Source organism: Agrobacterium rosae (assembly GCF_002915175.1).
Taxonomy (GTDB): Bacteria; Pseudomonadota; Alphaproteobacteria; order Rhizobiales; family Rhizobiaceae; genus Agrobacterium; species Agrobacterium rosae.
This window is the reverse complement of record NZ_NXEJ01000008.1, coordinates 340,354-356,181: the sequence shown is the minus strand read 5'-3', so window position 1 is coordinate 356,181 and position 15,828 is coordinate 340,354. Positions and strand designations below refer to the sequence as shown.

At 55.3% G+C, this 15,828-nt stretch carries 14 protein-coding genes; 7 read left to right on the top strand and 7 right to left on the bottom strand.

The annotated features are described in order from the left end of the window. The first annotated feature begins 185 nt into the window (after positions 1 to 185). Both CPJ18_RS17450 and CPJ18_RS17445 read left to right on the top strand, forming a co-directional pair. Positions 186 to 1,232, top strand: coding sequence for a class I SAM-dependent methyltransferase (locus CPJ18_RS17450; RefSeq protein WP_103659703.1), 1,047 nt, complete (start codon positions 186 to 188; stop codon positions 1,230 to 1,232). Positions 1,233 to 1,360: 128 nt separating this feature from the next. Next, positions 1,361 to 2,182 carry a bifunctional allantoicase/(S)-ureidoglycine aminohydrolase gene (locus CPJ18_RS17445; protein ID WP_103659702.1) on the top strand — a complete coding sequence of 274 codons (822 nt, stop codon included), beginning with the start codon at positions 1,361 to 1,363 and terminating at the stop codon, positions 2,180 to 2,182. Positions 2,183 to 2,219: 37 nt separating this feature from the next. Here CPJ18_RS17445 and eglC read toward each other — a convergent pair whose 3' ends face one another. The 3 genes from eglC to CPJ18_RS17430 all read right to left on the bottom strand — a co-directional run bounded on the left by eglC (position 2,220) and on the right by CPJ18_RS17430 (position 5,881). Next, positions 2,220 to 3,656 carry an endo-1,3-1,4-beta-glycanase EglC gene (gene eglC / locus CPJ18_RS17440; RefSeq protein WP_103659496.1) on the bottom strand — a complete coding sequence of 479 codons (1,437 nt, stop codon included), beginning with the start codon at positions 3,654 to 3,656 and terminating at the stop codon, positions 2,220 to 2,222. A gap of 108 nt (positions 3,657 to 3,764) precedes the next feature. Further along, positions 3,765 to 4,559 (bottom strand): 2-keto-4-pentenoate hydratase, encoded by a 795-nt coding sequence (locus CPJ18_RS17435; RefSeq protein WP_103659495.1) that lies wholly within the window; start codon positions 4,557 to 4,559, stop codon positions 3,765 to 3,767. Positions 4,560 to 4,690: 131 nt separating this feature from the next. Next, positions 4,691 to 5,881 (bottom strand): citrate/2-methylcitrate synthase, encoded by a 1,191-nt coding sequence (locus tag CPJ18_RS17430; RefSeq protein WP_103659494.1) that lies wholly within the window; start codon positions 5,879 to 5,881, stop codon positions 4,691 to 4,693. An 84-nt stretch (positions 5,882 to 5,965) separates the two neighbouring features. Here CPJ18_RS17430 and CPJ18_RS17425 point away from each other — a divergent pair, with 84 nt between their 5' ends. The 4 genes from CPJ18_RS17425 to CPJ18_RS17410 all read left to right on the top strand — a co-directional run bounded on the left by CPJ18_RS17425 (position 5,966) and on the right by CPJ18_RS17410 (position 11,352). Further along, positions 5,966 to 7,090, top strand: a complete 1,125-nt coding sequence (locus tag CPJ18_RS17425) for a citrate synthase/methylcitrate synthase (protein WP_245445431.1) — start codon at positions 5,966 to 5,968, stop codon at positions 7,088 to 7,090. Positions 7,091 to 7,293: 203 nt separating this feature from the next. Further along, positions 7,294 to 9,516, top strand: a complete 2,223-nt coding sequence (locus CPJ18_RS17420) for an EAL domain-containing protein (protein WP_103659493.1) — start codon at positions 7,294 to 7,296, stop codon at positions 9,514 to 9,516. Between the two features lie 4 nt (positions 9,517 to 9,520). Then, positions 9,521 to 10,456, top strand: a complete 936-nt coding sequence (locus tag CPJ18_RS17415; RefSeq protein ID WP_103659492.1) for an amino acid ABC transporter substrate-binding protein — start codon at positions 9,521 to 9,523, stop codon at positions 10,454 to 10,456. Then, positions 10,453 to 11,352 carry an amino acid ABC transporter substrate-binding protein gene (locus tag CPJ18_RS17410; protein ID WP_245445430.1) on the top strand — a complete coding sequence of 300 codons (900 nt, stop codon included), beginning with the start codon at positions 10,453 to 10,455 and terminating at the stop codon, positions 11,350 to 11,352. The genes CPJ18_RS17415 and CPJ18_RS17410 overlap by 4 nt, the downstream gene beginning before the upstream one ends. Positions 11,353 to 11,397: 45 nt before the next feature. Here CPJ18_RS17410 and pcaF read toward each other — a convergent pair whose 3' ends face one another. The 3 genes from pcaF to CPJ18_RS17395 are packed head-to-tail and all read right to left on the bottom strand — an operon-like array spanning position 11,398 to position 14,019. Further along, positions 11,398 to 12,603: a 3-oxoadipyl-CoA thiolase gene (pcaF, locus tag CPJ18_RS17405; protein ID WP_103659491.1), complete on the bottom strand. Its 1,206-nt coding sequence runs from the start codon at positions 12,601 to 12,603 to the stop codon at positions 11,398 to 11,400. 10 nt (positions 12,604 to 12,613) lie between these two features. After that, entirely contained in the window at positions 12,614 to 13,315 is a 702-nt protein-coding gene (locus CPJ18_RS17400; protein ID WP_103659490.1) for a CoA transferase subunit B, read from the bottom strand. After that, complete coding sequence (locus tag CPJ18_RS17395; RefSeq protein WP_103659699.1) at positions 13,312 to 14,019, bottom strand: 3-oxoacid CoA-transferase subunit A; 708 nt, start codon at positions 14,017 to 14,019, stop codon at positions 13,312 to 13,314. Before CPJ18_RS17395 ends, CPJ18_RS17400 begins: the two co-directional genes overlap by 4 nt. 119 nt (positions 14,020 to 14,138) lie before the next feature. Between CPJ18_RS17395 and CPJ18_RS17390 the strand changes: the two genes are divergently transcribed. After that, entirely contained in the window at positions 14,139 to 14,897 is a 759-nt protein-coding gene (locus CPJ18_RS17390; RefSeq protein WP_103659489.1) for an IclR family transcriptional regulator, read from the top strand. Positions 14,898 to 14,903: 6 nt separating this feature from the next. Here the strand turns inward: CPJ18_RS17390 and pcaQ are convergent, their stop codons facing one another. Next, entirely contained in the window at positions 14,904 to 15,818 is a 915-nt protein-coding gene (gene pcaQ, locus CPJ18_RS17385) for a pca operon transcription factor PcaQ (protein ID WP_103659488.1), read from the bottom strand. Positions 15,819 to 15,828 lie beyond the last annotated feature (10 nt).

The following is a 15,828-nucleotide window of genomic DNA, read 5'->3' as shown; positions in this document are numbered from 1 at the left end:
ACTCTATTCCAGTGCAGATTAAGTTTCTTTGAATCCCCAGCAGGAAAAGCTTGGGTATTAGATTTACCTTAAACGTGAATACCTAGAAATAAATTGCTGCAACGCAAGATTCTACTGTTTCCGCCCCTCGCCATCCCGTTCAAATTGTTATAGCGTTAACAATGTGTTAAACGTTGGAGGTGTTGGTGTCCCAGCTCAAGAATAAATCATTCGACGGAGAGAGTTTGATCACTCCGGAAGCCATATCCCAGGAAATTTTTGCCAAGAGAGGGGAGCTGTTTCAAGAGCAATTGGTGCTCGGACAAGCAGAGCTTGCCCTCATTCTCAATTTGGCACAACAGCAATTTATTGGGAACAATTTCCCACAGAATATTATACATTCAGTCGCCGAGAGATTGCATCAACTGCGAAAAAAATACCATTCTGGAGTGTGGAAAGAGCTTATTCCCATCGCTCAAAACCACGCCGTCGCCAAATATTTGCATCAGGATCCGTTTACCAATTGGTCTTTCGAAAAGCCGCGTGGCTACTCCGGTGACGCACAACTGCTCGATTTCATTTACGGGCACGAAGCTGTTGCCGATAAGGTGAGTGCAGCATCTCCTTTGGGCGCGGCACTTTATGAATGCACCAGAAACTCTTTATCCTCTGCCGCAGTGCGCGAACGCTTGGATATTCTGACACGCTACGTCGACCAGATTGCTGAGCAGAAGGGGCCCGAAACCGAAATATTGACCGTGGCGGCAGGCCATCTCCGCGAAGCCAGCCGATCTAAGGCTTTGGCAAAAGGCCAGATCAAGCGGTGGGTTGCACTCGATCAGGACCCGATGAGTATCGGCGCAATTGCAAGAGACTTTAGTGGCACCGCTATTGAAGCTATCGACGGGTCGGTTCGCGGCCTTATGTCCCGCAAACATGACCTTGGAAAGTTCGACTTCGTCTACGCCGCAGGCCTTTACGATTATCTCATCGATAAGGTGGCAATCACCCTGACGCAGCGTTGCCTCGACATGCTGAAGCCCGGCGGCACATTCCTGTTCGCCAACTTTGCACAGGATATTGACGACGACGGTTTTATGGAGACCTTCATGAACTGGGCGCTGTTGCTGCGCTCGAAGGCGGACATGTGGAGCATCATCAATGCCAGCATCGATCCGTTGGCCTTCGAAGCGGAGGTGTTTTTCGGAGAAAACCGCAATATCGTCTATGGCGTCATCCGGAAGAAGGCTTGATCCATAGCAAAATCGCAAGCCGTGCTGCTCTGGAGGTGGCGCGGCTTGCGCCCGATGAAATGAAGATTCCATTTGGTTCTGAAAGGCTCTAAAGCATTCTATGACGTAGCATGGCTTTGGAGTGCATCATGGGAAACAAACGGTATTATTCTGATTTTGGCGGGCTTCCGGGCCAGACGGAGCTTCTGTCCAGCAAGGCGACATTCACGACTGCCTATGCGGTCATTCCAAAGCGTGTGATGTCTGACATCGTCACCAGTGTCCTTCCTCACTGGCGTGACACACGGGCATGGATCATCTCTCGCCCGATGACGGGATTTTCCGAGACCTTTGCGCAATACGTCATGGAAGTTTTGCCCGGTGGCGGCAGCGAAAAGCCTGAGCCGGATCCACGTGCACAGGCCGCAATTTTCGTGGTCGATGGCGAGATGACAATCGAGTATGAGGGCCAGCAACATGCAATGCGGTCCGGTTCCTTCGCATATATTCCCGCTGGTCATGCGTGGACAATCAAGGGTATCGGGTCGGTTCCCGCCAAGTTCCACTGGGTCCGCAAAGTGTTCGATGTCGTGGAGGGGCTCGAGCTCCCACCGGCCATTTTCACCCATGAAGATGAGCATGAATTGTCTGCGATGCCTGATACGGATGGAAAATGGGCAACGACCCGCTTCATCGATCCCGCCGACGGTCGCTACGACATGCACCTCAATATCGTGACATTCGAGCCAGGCGCGACCATTCCCTTCATGGAAACCCATGTCATGGAACACGGGCTTTTCGTGCTGGAAGGCAAAGCCGTCTACCGCTTGAACAACGACTGGGTCGAAGTCGAGGCCGGTGATTTCATGTGGCTGCGCGCATTTTGCCCGCAGGCCTGTTACGCAGGCGGCCCCGGACGGTTCCGCTACCTGCTCTACAAGGATGTGAACAGGCATGTGAAGCTCTGGTAATCGACTTCAATACCAAAGCTTCTGTCATCGGATGATCTCAGACCAGCAGATTGTCCGATGACGTCGTCTGCGACATAGCACTCACTGCGGGATCGTTGATCGAATAGGCGTGGATGTAGTCGATCTTCATCTCGGAGCCATTGGGTAATCCGTTTGTCGGAGTACCGGCTATGCCGCCGACAGCGAGATTGACGATCATATACATCGGGTCATGCATGTCGGTTGGCGTATCGATTTGGGCAACCGCGACATCATCGAAGTACCATGTGATGTGATCCTCATCCCACAGCAGTCCGTATGTGTGAAAGCCTTCGGTGCTGGTCACGTTGACGTTGTTGATGGTCGACGTCTGTTGACCTGTCTCGTTGGAATGCGCTGACAGGATCAGCGTATTTGGGTTTTGCCCGCGCATTTCTACGACGTCGAGTTCAGGTGGCCATTTGCCGTCTTCCGGTAGCAGCCAGAAAGCAGGCCATGCGCCTTGATCGCTCGGCATGTCCGCCCGCATTTCGAAATATCCGTAGGTTTGCGAAAAGGATGAATGGGTCGTCAACATGCCGGACGTATAGTCATATCCGTTGACGGCGTCGGAAATCGCATCCGGTGTTGCCGCCGCCGTGATGGTCAACACACCGTTCTGGACGGAAAATGGATTGACTGAAGAGGTCGGCTGATAGGCGGGATTGATGTACCACTGTTTTTCGGAGTTGGTGTGAAGGCTGCCGCCTTCCTCTCCGGCCCACCAGAACTTCGGCTCCCATATGCCGCGTTGCCCGTCGCTTAGGGAAAGCGAGTTGAATTCATCGGCAAAGGTCGATGTAAGCTTGGAGCGATCTAGCGTCAGCCTGAATTGATCTGCATCGAGGCTATCGGCTGTTGTGTTGGCAAGCACGACGCTCTCGCCATTGTCGAAGTTGAGCCAGAGGTCCGCACCCTTCTGCGTGGACGTGCTGATGAGGTGATCGAAGGATGTCACCCCGTAGCCATCCAGCCGGATGAAATCGTCAGAACCGAAATCTGTGATCAGATCCGTGCCATTGCCCTTGGCGAAAACGAAGGTGTCCGCTCCGCCGCCACCGGTCAGCACGTCGTTGCCTGCGCCGCCATCGATCGTCTGTTTGGCAGAGCCGCCACTGATGATGTTATCGAGCGCGTTTCCAAAGGCGTTCCGTCCGTCGCCCGTAACAATCAGATTTTCGATATTGTCGGGGAGCGTGTAGCTCATCCATGTGTTGATGGTGTCGGTTCCCTGATCGGCTGCTTCCGTAGCGCGATTGATGGTGGAATACAGGTAATAAATGTCATCACCCGTGCCGCCATGCATGGTCACGTTGACACCGCTGTCACCCCACATCGAATCGTTTTTGATGGTGCCATAAAGGTCAGGACCGGAGCCTGTGGCCGAGAAAAAACCGGTTGACGTGTCGCTATAATAAAGCGGCTTGCCAAGAGCATTCATGATCGACTGCGCCATCGAAATATCTCCTGTTAAAACTGTTCAACGACAATTTCTTCAGGTTCCAGTGTAGCAGTGATGAGGGGTGTCTGCGCCCTGTGAAAAGTCACGGGTGCGCTGCAGCATTCACGCAGGCAACACCAGCGTCATTTCTGTGATGCCATCCCATGATGCTTTTATTTTCGTTTGCCCGGACAGCCGGATAACGCCGCAAAGGCTGCCGGTGGTCACGACTTGCCCACGTTTCAGGCCGCCGAGATGGTCAAGCGGTGCATTGGCATAGGCAAGCAATGGGGCGATCGGATCGGCTTGCGGATGTTTCGCGGCTGCCGCAAACAGCACCTCGTCATCGCCTTCGATAATCAGCGCTGGCAACGTGGCATCCTGATTGGCGACGCGCTCCAAAACCGCGCTGTCGAGTTCCGGACCCAGAACAAAGGAGTGGTTGCCAAGGCGGTCCGCCAAAAACAGCGGGAAGGGCACCTTGTTTTCTTCCACAAGCCTGTAGCTGACCAGTTCGGCCCCCAAGTGGACAGATGCGATGTGCGATAGCACGTCTTCTCGGGAATATTCGGTTCCCGTTGCGGGCGGCGGAATGTCGTTTGCGAGAACGAAGCATATCTCGATTTCGACGGCGACTGCGCCTGGTTTCGGCACCTCGAACGAAACATCGATGCTCGTGTCGTACACATCGAGAAGGGGTGCAGAGACAGCCCGCCCACTGTTAAATGAAATCTTCCAGCCGTCGACTTCCCTGCCGATGGCTGCTGCCGCGATTGCCTGCGCAGCCATGCCGATCTCGATCGTCTCCGGCACGAGGCCGTTGCTTTCAAGGATCGCAACGCCGAGCGATGACTGCTGATTTTCAGCCTCGGCGAGAATAGCACCAAGTCTTATATTCGCCTCTGTCATCGTGGTCATGCGAAACCCTCCCGTAACGTCAATTCAGGACAATTTCATTACAGTCATTTGCGATGCTGGCAAGTGAAGCGACTATCGTTGATCTGAGAATTACATTGTCTTCAACATATATTCGTTATCGCCAATATCCATTATGTCCGTTCGGGTTGCGGGCCTGCATAACGTGCACGGGGGCGGATCAGCTTTTTCTCCTGAAACTGTTCCAGCGCGTGCGCGATCCAACCCACTGTTCTGCCCGCGGCAAAAAGTGCCAGTGCTGCACCTGGGGGAAGCCCCAGTTCACGGCGAATGGACACCAGCGCCACATCAACCGTCGGCAGTTTTCCCGTCGTTTCGGACACTGTTTCTATCAGGGCCTGGCGCTTTTCGTTTGGTCCTAACAAAGGGAGCAGCGCTGCCGCTCTCGGGTCGCCTCCCGGGTACAAGGGATGTTCGAAGCCGGGCAGACCATCACCGCGTCGCAATCGTTTTTCCACGACCTCGGCTGCGCTTCTGGAGTCTTCGATTTCGTCGAAAAGAATTTCAACAAGGCTCGTCATGCCACCGTGCAAAGGTCCGCTCAGCGCTGAAAGACCAGCGTCGAGGCAGGCTCCAAGCGATGCGCCGGTGGAGGCTACGACACGCGTTGCAAAGGCTGAAGCGTTTAGCTCGTGATCTGCAAGCAGCACAAGTGTGCGGCGAATGATATCGGCTCCTGCCTCATCAAGATTCCAGACTTTCGCCAGATGTAGATGCGCAGGCATGGCGCTGGGTTGGCTGTTGCTGATTGCCGCCGTTATCGATCGCAACAGAGCGACGGCACTCGGCCACAGCACTCTGTTATCGCGCTGCCATGCCGTCATTCTGCCCGCATCGACAAATGCAAGCAGGGCCTGACATCGCTCGGTCAAGGGCAAATCCTTGGTAAGGTCGAGAAGCGCAGCGTTCCACTCAGCGTTTACGGTTTTCACGAATGGATCATGATCTTCGCATGACCATAGCAGTCGGGCGACCTCCTCGAGTGTTTGATGCTCGGCCAGCTTCACTGCGTCGCGTCCTTGATAAAAGAGGTGACCATCTTCGATCAGAGTGATGCCGGAGGACAAAACCGGTAAGCCCCAGTCGAGCGTTGTCGCCGCCACGTCGCGCGGTTTTTTCCCCACCGACTTGTTTTTGCTCAAACGGTCTATGTCCTGTCTGCTGTAAAGCCGTCGGCGTGGATCGTCCGGTCCCTCTATCGTGCGAACCAGCCCACGGCTGACATAAGCGTAGAGCGTCGCACGGCTGATACCGAGCGCGTGTGATGCGGCCTCCGCATCGATGAACTGATCTTGTTTGGTCATTTTCCCGACATTGATTGAATTAATCAAGATTGATTATATTGATTCAAGCATCATTCTTATGGAAGTCAACCCATGAGGATCATCATGACTATGCAATCGAAAACGTCTTCACCACTCACGCTGGTTTCTGAAACCGCAAGCCCCGGCCTGGAAAATATCGTCGCGGCTGAGACCATTCTCAGTCATGTCGACGGGACAGCGGGACGTCTGGTCGTGCGCGGCTATGATCTTGACCGACTGTCAGATTGGAGTTTCGAAGCGGTTCTTGCCCTGCTTTGGGATGGGCTTGCTGCCAATCCCGCCAATGAGGCCGAGATCCGTGCTGCGCTTGCGCAAGCGCGCATCCACGCATTCCGTCTGGTGGGCGCACTTTCGCCCGCCACCGGCAATCTCTCACAAGTCGAAGCGTTGCGGCTGTTGTTGTCGTCTTTGGCTGATGTTGAACCGGAGGATCATCATGTCATGGCCGTCGCCGCCGTACCGGTATTTGCGGCTGCTATCGCCCGCAAAAGTGCTGGGCTTGCGCCCGTTGCCCCCGATGCGACGTTAAGCCATGCGGCCGATTTTCTAAGGATGCTGCACGGCAGCCAAGTGTCGCCTGAAAAGGTCAAGGCGCTCGATACCTATCTGGTCACGGTGGCCGATCATGGGCTGAACGCCTCGACCTTTACGGCACGCGTCATTGCGTCGACGAAAGCGGGCGTGTTTTCCTCGGTTATCGGCGCTCTTTGCGCTCTCAAAGGTCCGTTGCATGGTGGGGCACCCGGTCCTGTGCTCGATATGCTCGACGCGATTGGAGAGGAAAGCAACATTCACTCTTGGCTGGTCGATGCGCTGGCACGTGGCGAAAGGCTGATGGGCTTTGGCCACCGTATCTATCGGGTTCGAGATCCACGTGCCGATGTATTGAAGCAGGCTGTCGGCGCACTTCGTGACAGTGGTGGGCGCATAGGCTTTGCCGAGGCCGTCGAAAAAGATGCGCTGGCATTGCTGGCCGAAAAGAAGCCTCTGCGTCCGCTACAAACCAATGTGGAATTCTATACGGCACTGGTTCTCGAGGCCGTCGGTTTTCCGCGAGAAAGCTTCACCAACGTCTTTGCCGCAGGGCGTATGGCGGGATGGACTGCGCATATCCTTGAGCAGGAAGCCGTTGGAAAGCTCATTCGCCCACAATCGAGATATATCGGCCCGATGCCGAAGGCAGATTGAAAGCACAGAAGCCGACGTAGTCTTCTGAGCTGCGTCGGCACTTTTACTTTGAACTTGGAAAGTTCGCGACCATTTCTTTAGATTTTATTTTCCATATCTCGGAATGGTTGTGGCTAACACCGATTTGAGGAGCTTTTTTAAAGCATGAGTTAAGGCATGCCTCGTAAGAATTCATTCTTTCGGGGAAGAGGTCTCAGGCCACGATGGTCGAATACGCAAACAAGGATGAACGGGAGGTCGCCGATCTGCACGCGGGCCAAACCCGACTTGTGTGGTACCATTCGCTTTTCTGGAAAATAAATGTCTTCCTCGTATCGAGTGTCGTTCTTGCCTATGTCATGGGTGCAACGATCGGTTGGGTCATGGTCGAGCGGGACTCGCTGGAGCAATGGCGTCGTCAGGCCGAGTTGAATGCACAGGTCACGAGCTCGGCTATTCGCTCCATCTACACCTTCATCGCGATTGAAAGTGGTGATGATGGTCAGATCACCAAGATCATCAGTGAGCGCCCTCTGGGTGACGATGCGTCCATATTGGATACGGGTTTCAACCCGGCAGACGTTCTCGGTTTGGCTGCCTCGCAGACGAAAAACAACATCTGGCTGTTCCAGAAATCGTCGGGCCAGCAAGCATTTACCAGCTCGGCTGAAGCCTTCGGCTCCAGCAACGGTCTCGATCTCTCCCTCCCTGATTACACCAATCCTAGCCATTTCTTCGTCGGATTTGCAGACGTGGATAAGGTTCGTCACTTCATCGCCTATGTGCCCGTCGTCAATCTGAAGGGTGAATTGCAAGGTGCGCTCGTGACGACCATCGGCGAGGCCGATGCGCTCCAGGAAAGCCAGAACAAGCTCCTGCGCAACTCCTTCGTGCTGCTTTTGACCATTCTGATTTTAACCGGTGCCGCCGTTACGCTGATCATGCGCAAGGTTTTCAAGCCGGTTCCGGCACTCGTCAGCGCCTTGAGCCGTATTGCCCGCGACGATACGCGATCCGTCACACCGTTTCAGAACCGCCATGATGAAATTGGTCGTTTCGCTGTAGCGATCGAAACGTTGAGAGAGGCGGTTGTGGAGCGCGAGCACTTGCGGCAGGTTCGCGATGTTGCCAAGCACATGGAGCATCTTGCTCACCACGACGCTCTCACCGGGCTCCCGAACCGCACATTCTTCGGCAAGAAGCTGGAGGAAATGATTGCCGGAATGGGTGAGGGTGGTCGTCGCGTCAACATCATGCTGCTGGACCTCGATCGCTTCAAATCGATCAATGACGGCTTGGGTCATGCCAGTGGCGATGCTTTGCTCGTTTCTTTCGCCGAACGTTTGCTGTCTCTGATGAGGCCTGGTGATATCGCGGCGCGTTTCGGCGGCGATGAATTTGCCATTATCCAGGCCGTGCGCAAGGATTCGTTGGTTGAAGCCAGCAAACTTGCGTCAAGCATTATCCGGTCTTTAGCCAGACCCTTCATGCTGTTGGGCAAAGAGGTTTCTGTCGGCACCAGCATCGGAATTTGTACGGAAGTCGCTGTTGGTAGCGAGATTTCCGAACTGCTCAAGAAGGCCGATATTGCTCTCTATGCAGCAAAATCTGAAGGCAGGGGCACGTTCCGGTTTTTCAAGCAGGGCATGGAAATGTCCGGCGAGCGCGGTCATGTCCTCCAGCACGATCTCGATGCCGCTTTGCGAAACGGCGAATTCGAATTGCATTACCAGCCAATATTCTCGGTTTCGAAGTTGGAGCCTGTCGGGTTCGAAGCCCTTTTGAGATGGCACCATTCAAAACTCGGTTGGGTTTCGCCCGCAGACTTCATTCCTGTTGCCGAAAAGACGGGGCAAATCGTGGCAATTGGCGAATGGGTCTTGAACAAGGCCTGTTCGGATGCTGCAAAACTGCCGCCAGATACATTTCTGGCCGTCAACGTCTCTCCTGCGCAGTTACAACAGGGCAACTTTGCGCAAAAGGTGAAATCGGCACTGTTCACGCACGGTCTTCCCGCCAACAGGCTGGAACTGGAATTGACCGAGAGCGTGCAGATATGTTCGCTCGAATGCCGGGAAATGCTGGCGGGTCTAAGGGCGCTCGGTATCGGTATCGCTCTGGACGATTTCGGCACAGGGTATTCCGGCATCAGCTATCTTCTGACGCTGCCGATCACCAAAATAAAAATAGATCGTAGTTTCGTCATGCATCTTCAGGAACAGGCCGAAAGCCGGACAGTGGTTGCAAACCTGCTTCAACTGGCAAAAGGCCTCGGTTTGGAGACCACAGCCGAAGGTATAGAGACCGAATACCAACTCCAGTTCGTGCGCTCTGTGGGTTGCACGTTAGGGCAGGGATTTCATCTTGGACGCCCTGCAAACATTAAAGAGCTTCAGCATACGTATAACGATTTTTATCCCCGGATGGTGTCATCGCTAGGAGCATGAAAGAATGCGATATCCTCAGTTTTGGTGTGTGAATAAAAAGCTTTTAAAATTCGCGCTTTCCAGTGCAATCCTGTTTCAGATCTCAGGCGGTGCCGCGTCTTTGGCCCATGCGCAAGAGAGCGGCACCTTGGACAAGATTGCCCGAACGAAAACGATATCGATCGGTTATCGTGAAGATGAGGTCCCTTTCGCCTACAAGACAGCGGATGGTAGCGCTATCGGATATACGGTTGAACTGTGCAACGACATTGCAGAACATATCCGGGCTCAGCTCAATCTGGACAAAATCAATATCAATTACGTCATCGCAACGCCGGCCACGCGTTTTCTTCTGGTTAAAAGCGGCAAGATCGATCTGGAGTGCAGTGCCACCACCAACAATGCGGAACGGCGCGAGCAGGTCGCCTTCTCCTATCCGCACTTCATCACGGCGACCCGTTTCGTGGCGAAAAAATCCAGCCAAGTCAAAAGCATAAGGGATTTGGCCGGACGCACAGTCGCCTCCACCACCGGGACGGTGAATGTCGATCAGTTGCAGAACATCAACCGCGCCGACAATCTCAATATTTCGGCGATGTTGGCGCGACAGAATTCCGATGGTTTTGCCTTCGTGGAAACAAACAAGGCAACGGCATTCGTCATGGATGGCGTCTTGCTCGCGGCACATGTCGCGTTTTCCAAGTCTCCCGATGATTACATGATCTCGTCGGAGACGTTCGGTCCACCGGAGCCCTATGGAATATTGATGCGCAAGGGCGACGATGCGTTCAATAAGGTGGTGAACGATGCTTTGCGACAGCTGTTCGTCAGCGGTGAAATCAACCGCATCTACGACAAATGGTTCATGTCTCCTATCCCGCCGGAAGGTCGCAATTTCAATCTGCCGATGTCTTCGGAACTACAGGCTGCGTTTCATGATCCCAAGGAGTACTTGCAATGAGACGTACTCTTTCCGATTTCCTCGTTCTACCAGCGGCGCTGTTGATGCTGTCTGCCACTTTCGCTTTTGCCGAATTCAACACACCGACGCTTGAGCGTATCAGGGAAACCGGCAAGATCAGGATAGGTTACGGCGTAACCGCACCGTTCTCATTCACGGCACCGAGTGGTGAGGTGGTTGGTTATTCCATCGATCTCTGCCGTCAGGTTGCTGAGAAACTCAAAACGCGCTTGAAGCTGGGAGCCATCGACATCGAATTCGTGCCGCGCACACCCAGCAATCGTATTCAGCTGCTCAATGATGGCACGATCGACATTGAGTGCAATGCCAGCACCAATACGGTGGAGAGACGAAAAAGCGCCAATTTCGCCATCAGCCATTTTTACAGTGCAACGCGTTACGTGTCTCTTGCTAAAAATCATCTTGAGACAGTTGCGGATCTAAAAGGGCGATCCGTCAGTGTGGCGCTTGGCACGGTCAATGTCAGTGACATCAACGAAATCAACCGCGCCCAGAAGCTCAATATTTCCGTCGTTCCAATGGATTCCTTGCAGGCCGCATTTGACCTTGTGACGGATGGGCGGGTGTCTGCCTTTGCAATGGACGAAGTGTTGCTAAGCACGATGATTGCGCAGAGCAAAAATCCGACGGATTACCAAGTCTCGACCGAGAAGGTGACTGGTTCTCAGCCTTTCGGCTTCATGATGCGACTGAACGACACCGAGTTCACCGCCGCTGTGAATGATGCCCTTACCGAAATTTACAAAAGCCCTGATATGGCCGAGCTCTATAAGCGTTGGTTCGAAAGCCCTATTCCCGGCAAAGGTATCATTCTCAACGTTCCCATGAGTGAAATGTTGAAGGCCACGCTGGCAAACCCTGCACCGATACAATAAGTCACCATCGCAAGAAGCGTTTCGGTTTGCGATGGTGAGGTGCGCTCACACCCGTTCGAGAGCGATCGCGATGCCTTGACCGACACCGATGCACATAGTGGCGAGTGCTTTGCTCTTGCCGGTCAGCGAAAGTTCCAGCGCTGCCGTACCCGCGATGCGCGCTCCACTCATGCCAAGCGGATGACCGAGAGCAATCGCGCCGCCATTGATGTTGGCGCGCGCGTCGTCGTCGGCAACACCAAGCTGCCGCAGCGTTGCAAGCCCTTGCGACGCAAACGCCTCATTGAGTTCGATGACATCCAACTGCTCCTGCTTTAAGCCAAGACGGGCCAGAAGCTTCTGTGAGGCGGGGGCAGGGCCTATGCCCATGACGCGGGGAGGAACGCCAGCCGTCGCGCCGCCGAGAATGCGGGCAATCGGTGTCAGACCATATTTCTTGGCTGCTTCCGCAGATGCGATGATCAAGGCTGCTGCACCGTCATTGACGCCTGATGCGTTACCCGCCGTCACCGTCGCGCCGTCCATGCGATTGACAGGCCTCAACTTCGCCAGCGCTTCGATGCTGGTTTCGCGCGGATGTTCATCCTTGCAAACGATGACAGGATCTCCCTTGCGCTGTAAAATGCTGACCGGCGTGATTTCCTTCGCCAGCCTTCCGTCGGCTTGCGCTTGCGCCGCTTTCTGTTGGCTGCGCACCGCAAAGGCGTCCTGATCCTCGCGGGACACGCCGTAGTCGATAGCGACATTGTCGCCCGTCTCGGGCATGGAATCGACACCGTGGAGCGCTTTCATGGCCGGGTTCACGAAGCGCCAGCCGATGGTGGTGTCGTAAATCTCGGCGTTGCGGGAAAAAGCCGCATCCGCCTTTGGCATCACGAAGGGCGCGCGGCTCATGCTCTCCACGCCACCGGCAATCATCAACTCGGCTTCGCCAGATTTTATGGCGCGCGCGGCCGCGATGACGGCGTCCATGCCGGACCCGCACAGGCGGTTGATGGTGGTTCCCGTCACGGAAACCGGCAGTCCTGAAAGCAGCAGGGACATACGCGCGACATTGCGGTTGTCTTCACCGGCCTGATTGGCGCAGCCGAAAATCACGTCGTCCACCGCTTCCCAATCGACCGATGGGTTGCGTTCCATCAATACTTTCAAGGGAATTGCGCCGAGATCGTCAGCGCGAACGGAGGAGAGCGCGCCGCCGAAGCGACCGATGGGAGTGCGAATATAGTCGCAGATAAAGACGTCAGTCATATCGGATACCTCACAGTTCGGGAGCAACAAGATCGGCCACGGGGCCATCCGTGTGCAGCTTGGCCCCGGTCATGGCTTGCAGGTCTTCAATGCTCATGCCCGCCAGCTTTTCCCGCAAGACGAAGTGACCGTCCACGACATCCACCACCGCATGGCTGGTATAGATGCGCGTGATGCAGCCGACGCCGGTCAGAGGAAATGCGCATTTTTCTACGAGCTTGGGTTCACCCTTCTTCGTCACATGTTCCGTAATGACGAAAACCTGTTTTGCGCCGTGGACGAGGTCCATCGCGCCGCCCACGGCAGGCACGCCCTTGGAGCCGACCCGCCAGTTTGCGAGATCGCCATTCTGCGCAACCTGATAGGCACCCAGAATTGCGACATCCAGATGCCCACCGCGCACCATCGCGAAACTATCCGCGTGGTGGAAGAAGGCAGCACCCGGCTTCAGCGTCACGGCCTTCTTGCCGGCATTGATCAGATCCCAGTCTTCCTCGCCCTCAGGCGGCGCTTCGCCGAAGTTGAGAATGCCGTTTTCGGTGTGAAAAATCGCCTCGCGGCCCGGCGGCTGATAACGCGCAACCATTTCCGGAAAGCCGATGCCCAGATTGACATAGGCCCCGTCGGCAATGTCCTGCGCGGCGCGCCACGCGATCTGCGCATTGGAGAGCTTGATGTCTTCGAATGTGTTGAGAGCTTGAGTATCGGTCATACGTAGGCCACTCCTGCGCGGATCAAGGCTTCTTCCTGTTGCGGATCATTGATTTCGACCACGCCGTTGACGAATATTCCCGGTGTGACGACTTGCTCCGGATCGATCCCGCCTGCGGGGACGAGTTTTGAAACCTGGGCAATCGTCGTTGCCGCGGCCATGCACATCAGCGGGTTGAAGTTGCGGCCAGCCTTGCTGTAGGTCAGGTTGCCTTGGGTGTCGCCCAGATGCGCCTTGACGATGGCGAAATCCGCTTTCAGCCAGCGCTCCTGCACATAATGGCGTCCGTCGAATTCGGCAATCGGCTTGCCATCGGCAAGTTCAGTGCCATAGGCGGTTGGCGTGTAGAATGCCGGAATACCAGCCCCACCTGCACGAATACGTTCGGCCAGCGTGCCCTGCGGAACCAGTTCCAGTTCGATCTCACCCGCCAGATAGCGGTCGGTGAAGGCGCGCGGATCGGAGGAGCGGGGGAAGGAGCAGATCATCTTTCTGACCATGCCAGCATCGATCATGGCGGCAATGCCGATGCGTCCGTTACCGGCATTGTTGTTGATGACGGTGAGGTTTTTCGAACCTTTGTCGATCAGCGCATGGATCAATTCAATCGGCGCACCGGAGCCGCCAAAGCCGCCTATCATCACCGTCGCGCCGTCACCGATAGCGGAGACCGCCTCAGCCGCGCTTTTGATCGTTTTATCCATGGTGCCTCCCAAGCGATGCTCTTTCGTTGTGTTGAGGTAAATCCGAACCGGGCTCGACTGCAAGGTATTTGTGCGGTATGTAACTTTTGTTCGATTATCGCACAAAATGGACGCATCATATGGCCAGCGAGAGAGACTTGATGGGAGGGCTCGCAAAGGGTCTGAAGGTGATCGAGGCATTTAGTGCCGAGCATCCGCGGCTTTCCATTTCCCAAGCAGCAGACATCGCCGGTCTGGACAGGGCCACGACACGGCGTTGCCTGCTGACATTGGCAGAGCTTGGATATGCAGCCTATGACGGGAAGTTCTTTACCGTAACCCCGAAAGTTCTGCGTCTGGGCACCGGTTGTCTTGCCACCATGCCGCTGCCGCGTATCGTTCAGCCGCTGCTCGATCAATTGTCGGAACGGATCGGCCAGAGCACGTCTGTGTCCATTCTGGATGAAGCGGAAATCGTCTATGTCGCCCGCGCAGCACAGCGCCGTGTCATGTCGATTGCACTCATGCCGGGTTCGCGACTGCCGGCCTATTGCACCTCCATGGGTCGCGTGCTGCTATCAGCCCTGACGGAACCAGACTGCCAACGCATCCTCGATATCTCGCATCTCGAAGCGCGCACGCCAAGGACATTGACCGACAGGGAGACGCTGACGGCAGAACTGGCTCGCATTAGAGCGCGGGGTTATTCACTGATCGATCAGGAAGTCGAGGTCGGCCTGCGGTCCATTGCGGTGCCTATCCTCAACATGCGCGGCCAGACGGTTGCGGCACTCAATGTCGGGCTGCCTGCGACTGCGGCGTCGATGGACGATCTTGTCGAACAATATCTTCCGCCCTTGCTCGTCGTTCAGGCCGAACTGCGCAGAATGCTGGTTTGAGTTGCCTCAAAGCGTGCCAGCGGTTTCGCGGATCGTTTGCATGAGCAGCGCAAGCGGCAGAGAGGGTTGCGTATCGGCGCGCATTGTCAATCCCACAGGGCCGCTCGTATCAGCCGTGTCTAGCGGCAGCATGGCGAGCGTCCCGTCAGCGATATCCGCCGCAACAACACCTTCCGAGATGATCCAGATGGCATCGCTCATTCTCAAAAATGCCCTGCCGAATGCGTCCGAAACCGTCTCGATCCGGGTTGGCAGGGGTGCGACCCCATGCGCGAGCAGGAATTGATCGACGACTGGGCCGATGACGGAATTGTGCGTCGGCGTTAAAACTGGAAATTCGTGAAGTCGCTCGAAGATGGATCTGCTTTCCGCCAGCAGGGGATGATCGGCCCGCACGACGAAACGCACTCTTTCCGAATAAAGATGCTCGAACGAGAATCCACTCATCTTTTCCGGTGTTGCCAGACGACCGACGACGAGATCCAGTTCGCCGACCCGCAATTGCTCCAGCAGCACCGCGTTCTCTCCGGTCACGATTTTGACCGTGCTGCCTGTGTCTTCTTTCAAAAAGCTGGCCATGGCTTTCGGCATGATGCTGACGGACACCGTCGGCAGCGCACCGATCCTGACCGGTAGACCTACTTTCGCAGCATCCTGCGAAACGGAATCTACCGCCTGGCGCAACGCCGTCATCGTTGCTCCGGCATGTTTCAGAAATATCTCGCCGTAGCGGCTGAGCTTGATGCCACGGCCATCGCGTTCGAGCAGGGCAACACCCAGCACGTCTTCCAGTTCACGAACGGTTTTCGTTACCGCAGGCTGGCTGATGCGCAAAACAGCCGCCGCCTGCGCCACGCTTTTATGGCGAGCGATCTCTACAAAAGTCTGGATGTGACGAAATTTCAGACGCGCATCGAGCATGAATCATAAT

Excerpts from the sequence above, each read along its gene's own strand:
- CPJ18_RS17445 (WP_103659702.1), top strand. The coding sequence starts at position 1,361 with ATGGGAAACAAACGGTATTATTCTGATTTTGGCGGGCTTCCGGGCCAG.
- eglC (WP_103659496.1), bottom strand. The coding sequence starts at position 3,656 with ATGGCGCAGTCGATCATGAATGCTCTTGGCAAGCCGCTTTATTATAGC.
- CPJ18_RS17435 (WP_103659495.1), bottom strand. The coding sequence starts at position 4,559 with ATGACCACGATGACAGAGGCGAATATAAGACTTGGTGCTATTCTCGCC.
- CPJ18_RS17430 (WP_103659494.1), bottom strand. The coding sequence starts at position 5,881 with ATGACCAAACAAGATCAGTTCATCGATGCGGAGGCCGCATCACACGCG.
- CPJ18_RS17425 (WP_245445431.1), top strand. The coding sequence starts at position 5,966 with ATGACTATGCAATCGAAAACGTCTTCACCACTCACGCTGGTTTCTGAA.
- CPJ18_RS17420 (WP_103659493.1), top strand. The coding sequence starts at position 7,294 with ATGGTCGAATACGCAAACAAGGATGAACGGGAGGTCGCCGATCTGCAC.
- CPJ18_RS17415 (WP_103659492.1), top strand. The coding sequence starts at position 9,521 with ATGCGATATCCTCAGTTTTGGTGTGTGAATAAAAAGCTTTTAAAATTC.
- CPJ18_RS17410 (WP_245445430.1), top strand. The coding sequence starts at position 10,453 with ATGAGACGTACTCTTTCCGATTTCCTCGTTCTACCAGCGGCGCTGTTG.
- pcaF (WP_103659491.1), bottom strand. The coding sequence starts at position 12,603 with ATGACTGACGTCTTTATCTGCGACTATATTCGCACTCCCATCGGTCGC.
- CPJ18_RS17400 (WP_103659490.1), bottom strand. The coding sequence starts at position 13,315 with ATGACCGATACTCAAGCTCTCAACACATTCGAAGACATCAAGCTCTCC.
- CPJ18_RS17395 (WP_103659699.1), bottom strand. The coding sequence starts at position 14,019 with ATGGATAAAACGATCAAAAGCGCGGCTGAGGCGGTCTCCGCTATCGGT.
- CPJ18_RS17390 (WP_103659489.1), top strand. The coding sequence starts at position 14,139 with ATGGCCAGCGAGAGAGACTTGATGGGAGGGCTCGCAAAGGGTCTGAAG.
- pcaQ (WP_103659488.1), bottom strand. The coding sequence starts at position 15,818 with ATGCTCGATGCGCGTCTGAAATTTCGTCACATCCAGACTTTTGTAGAG.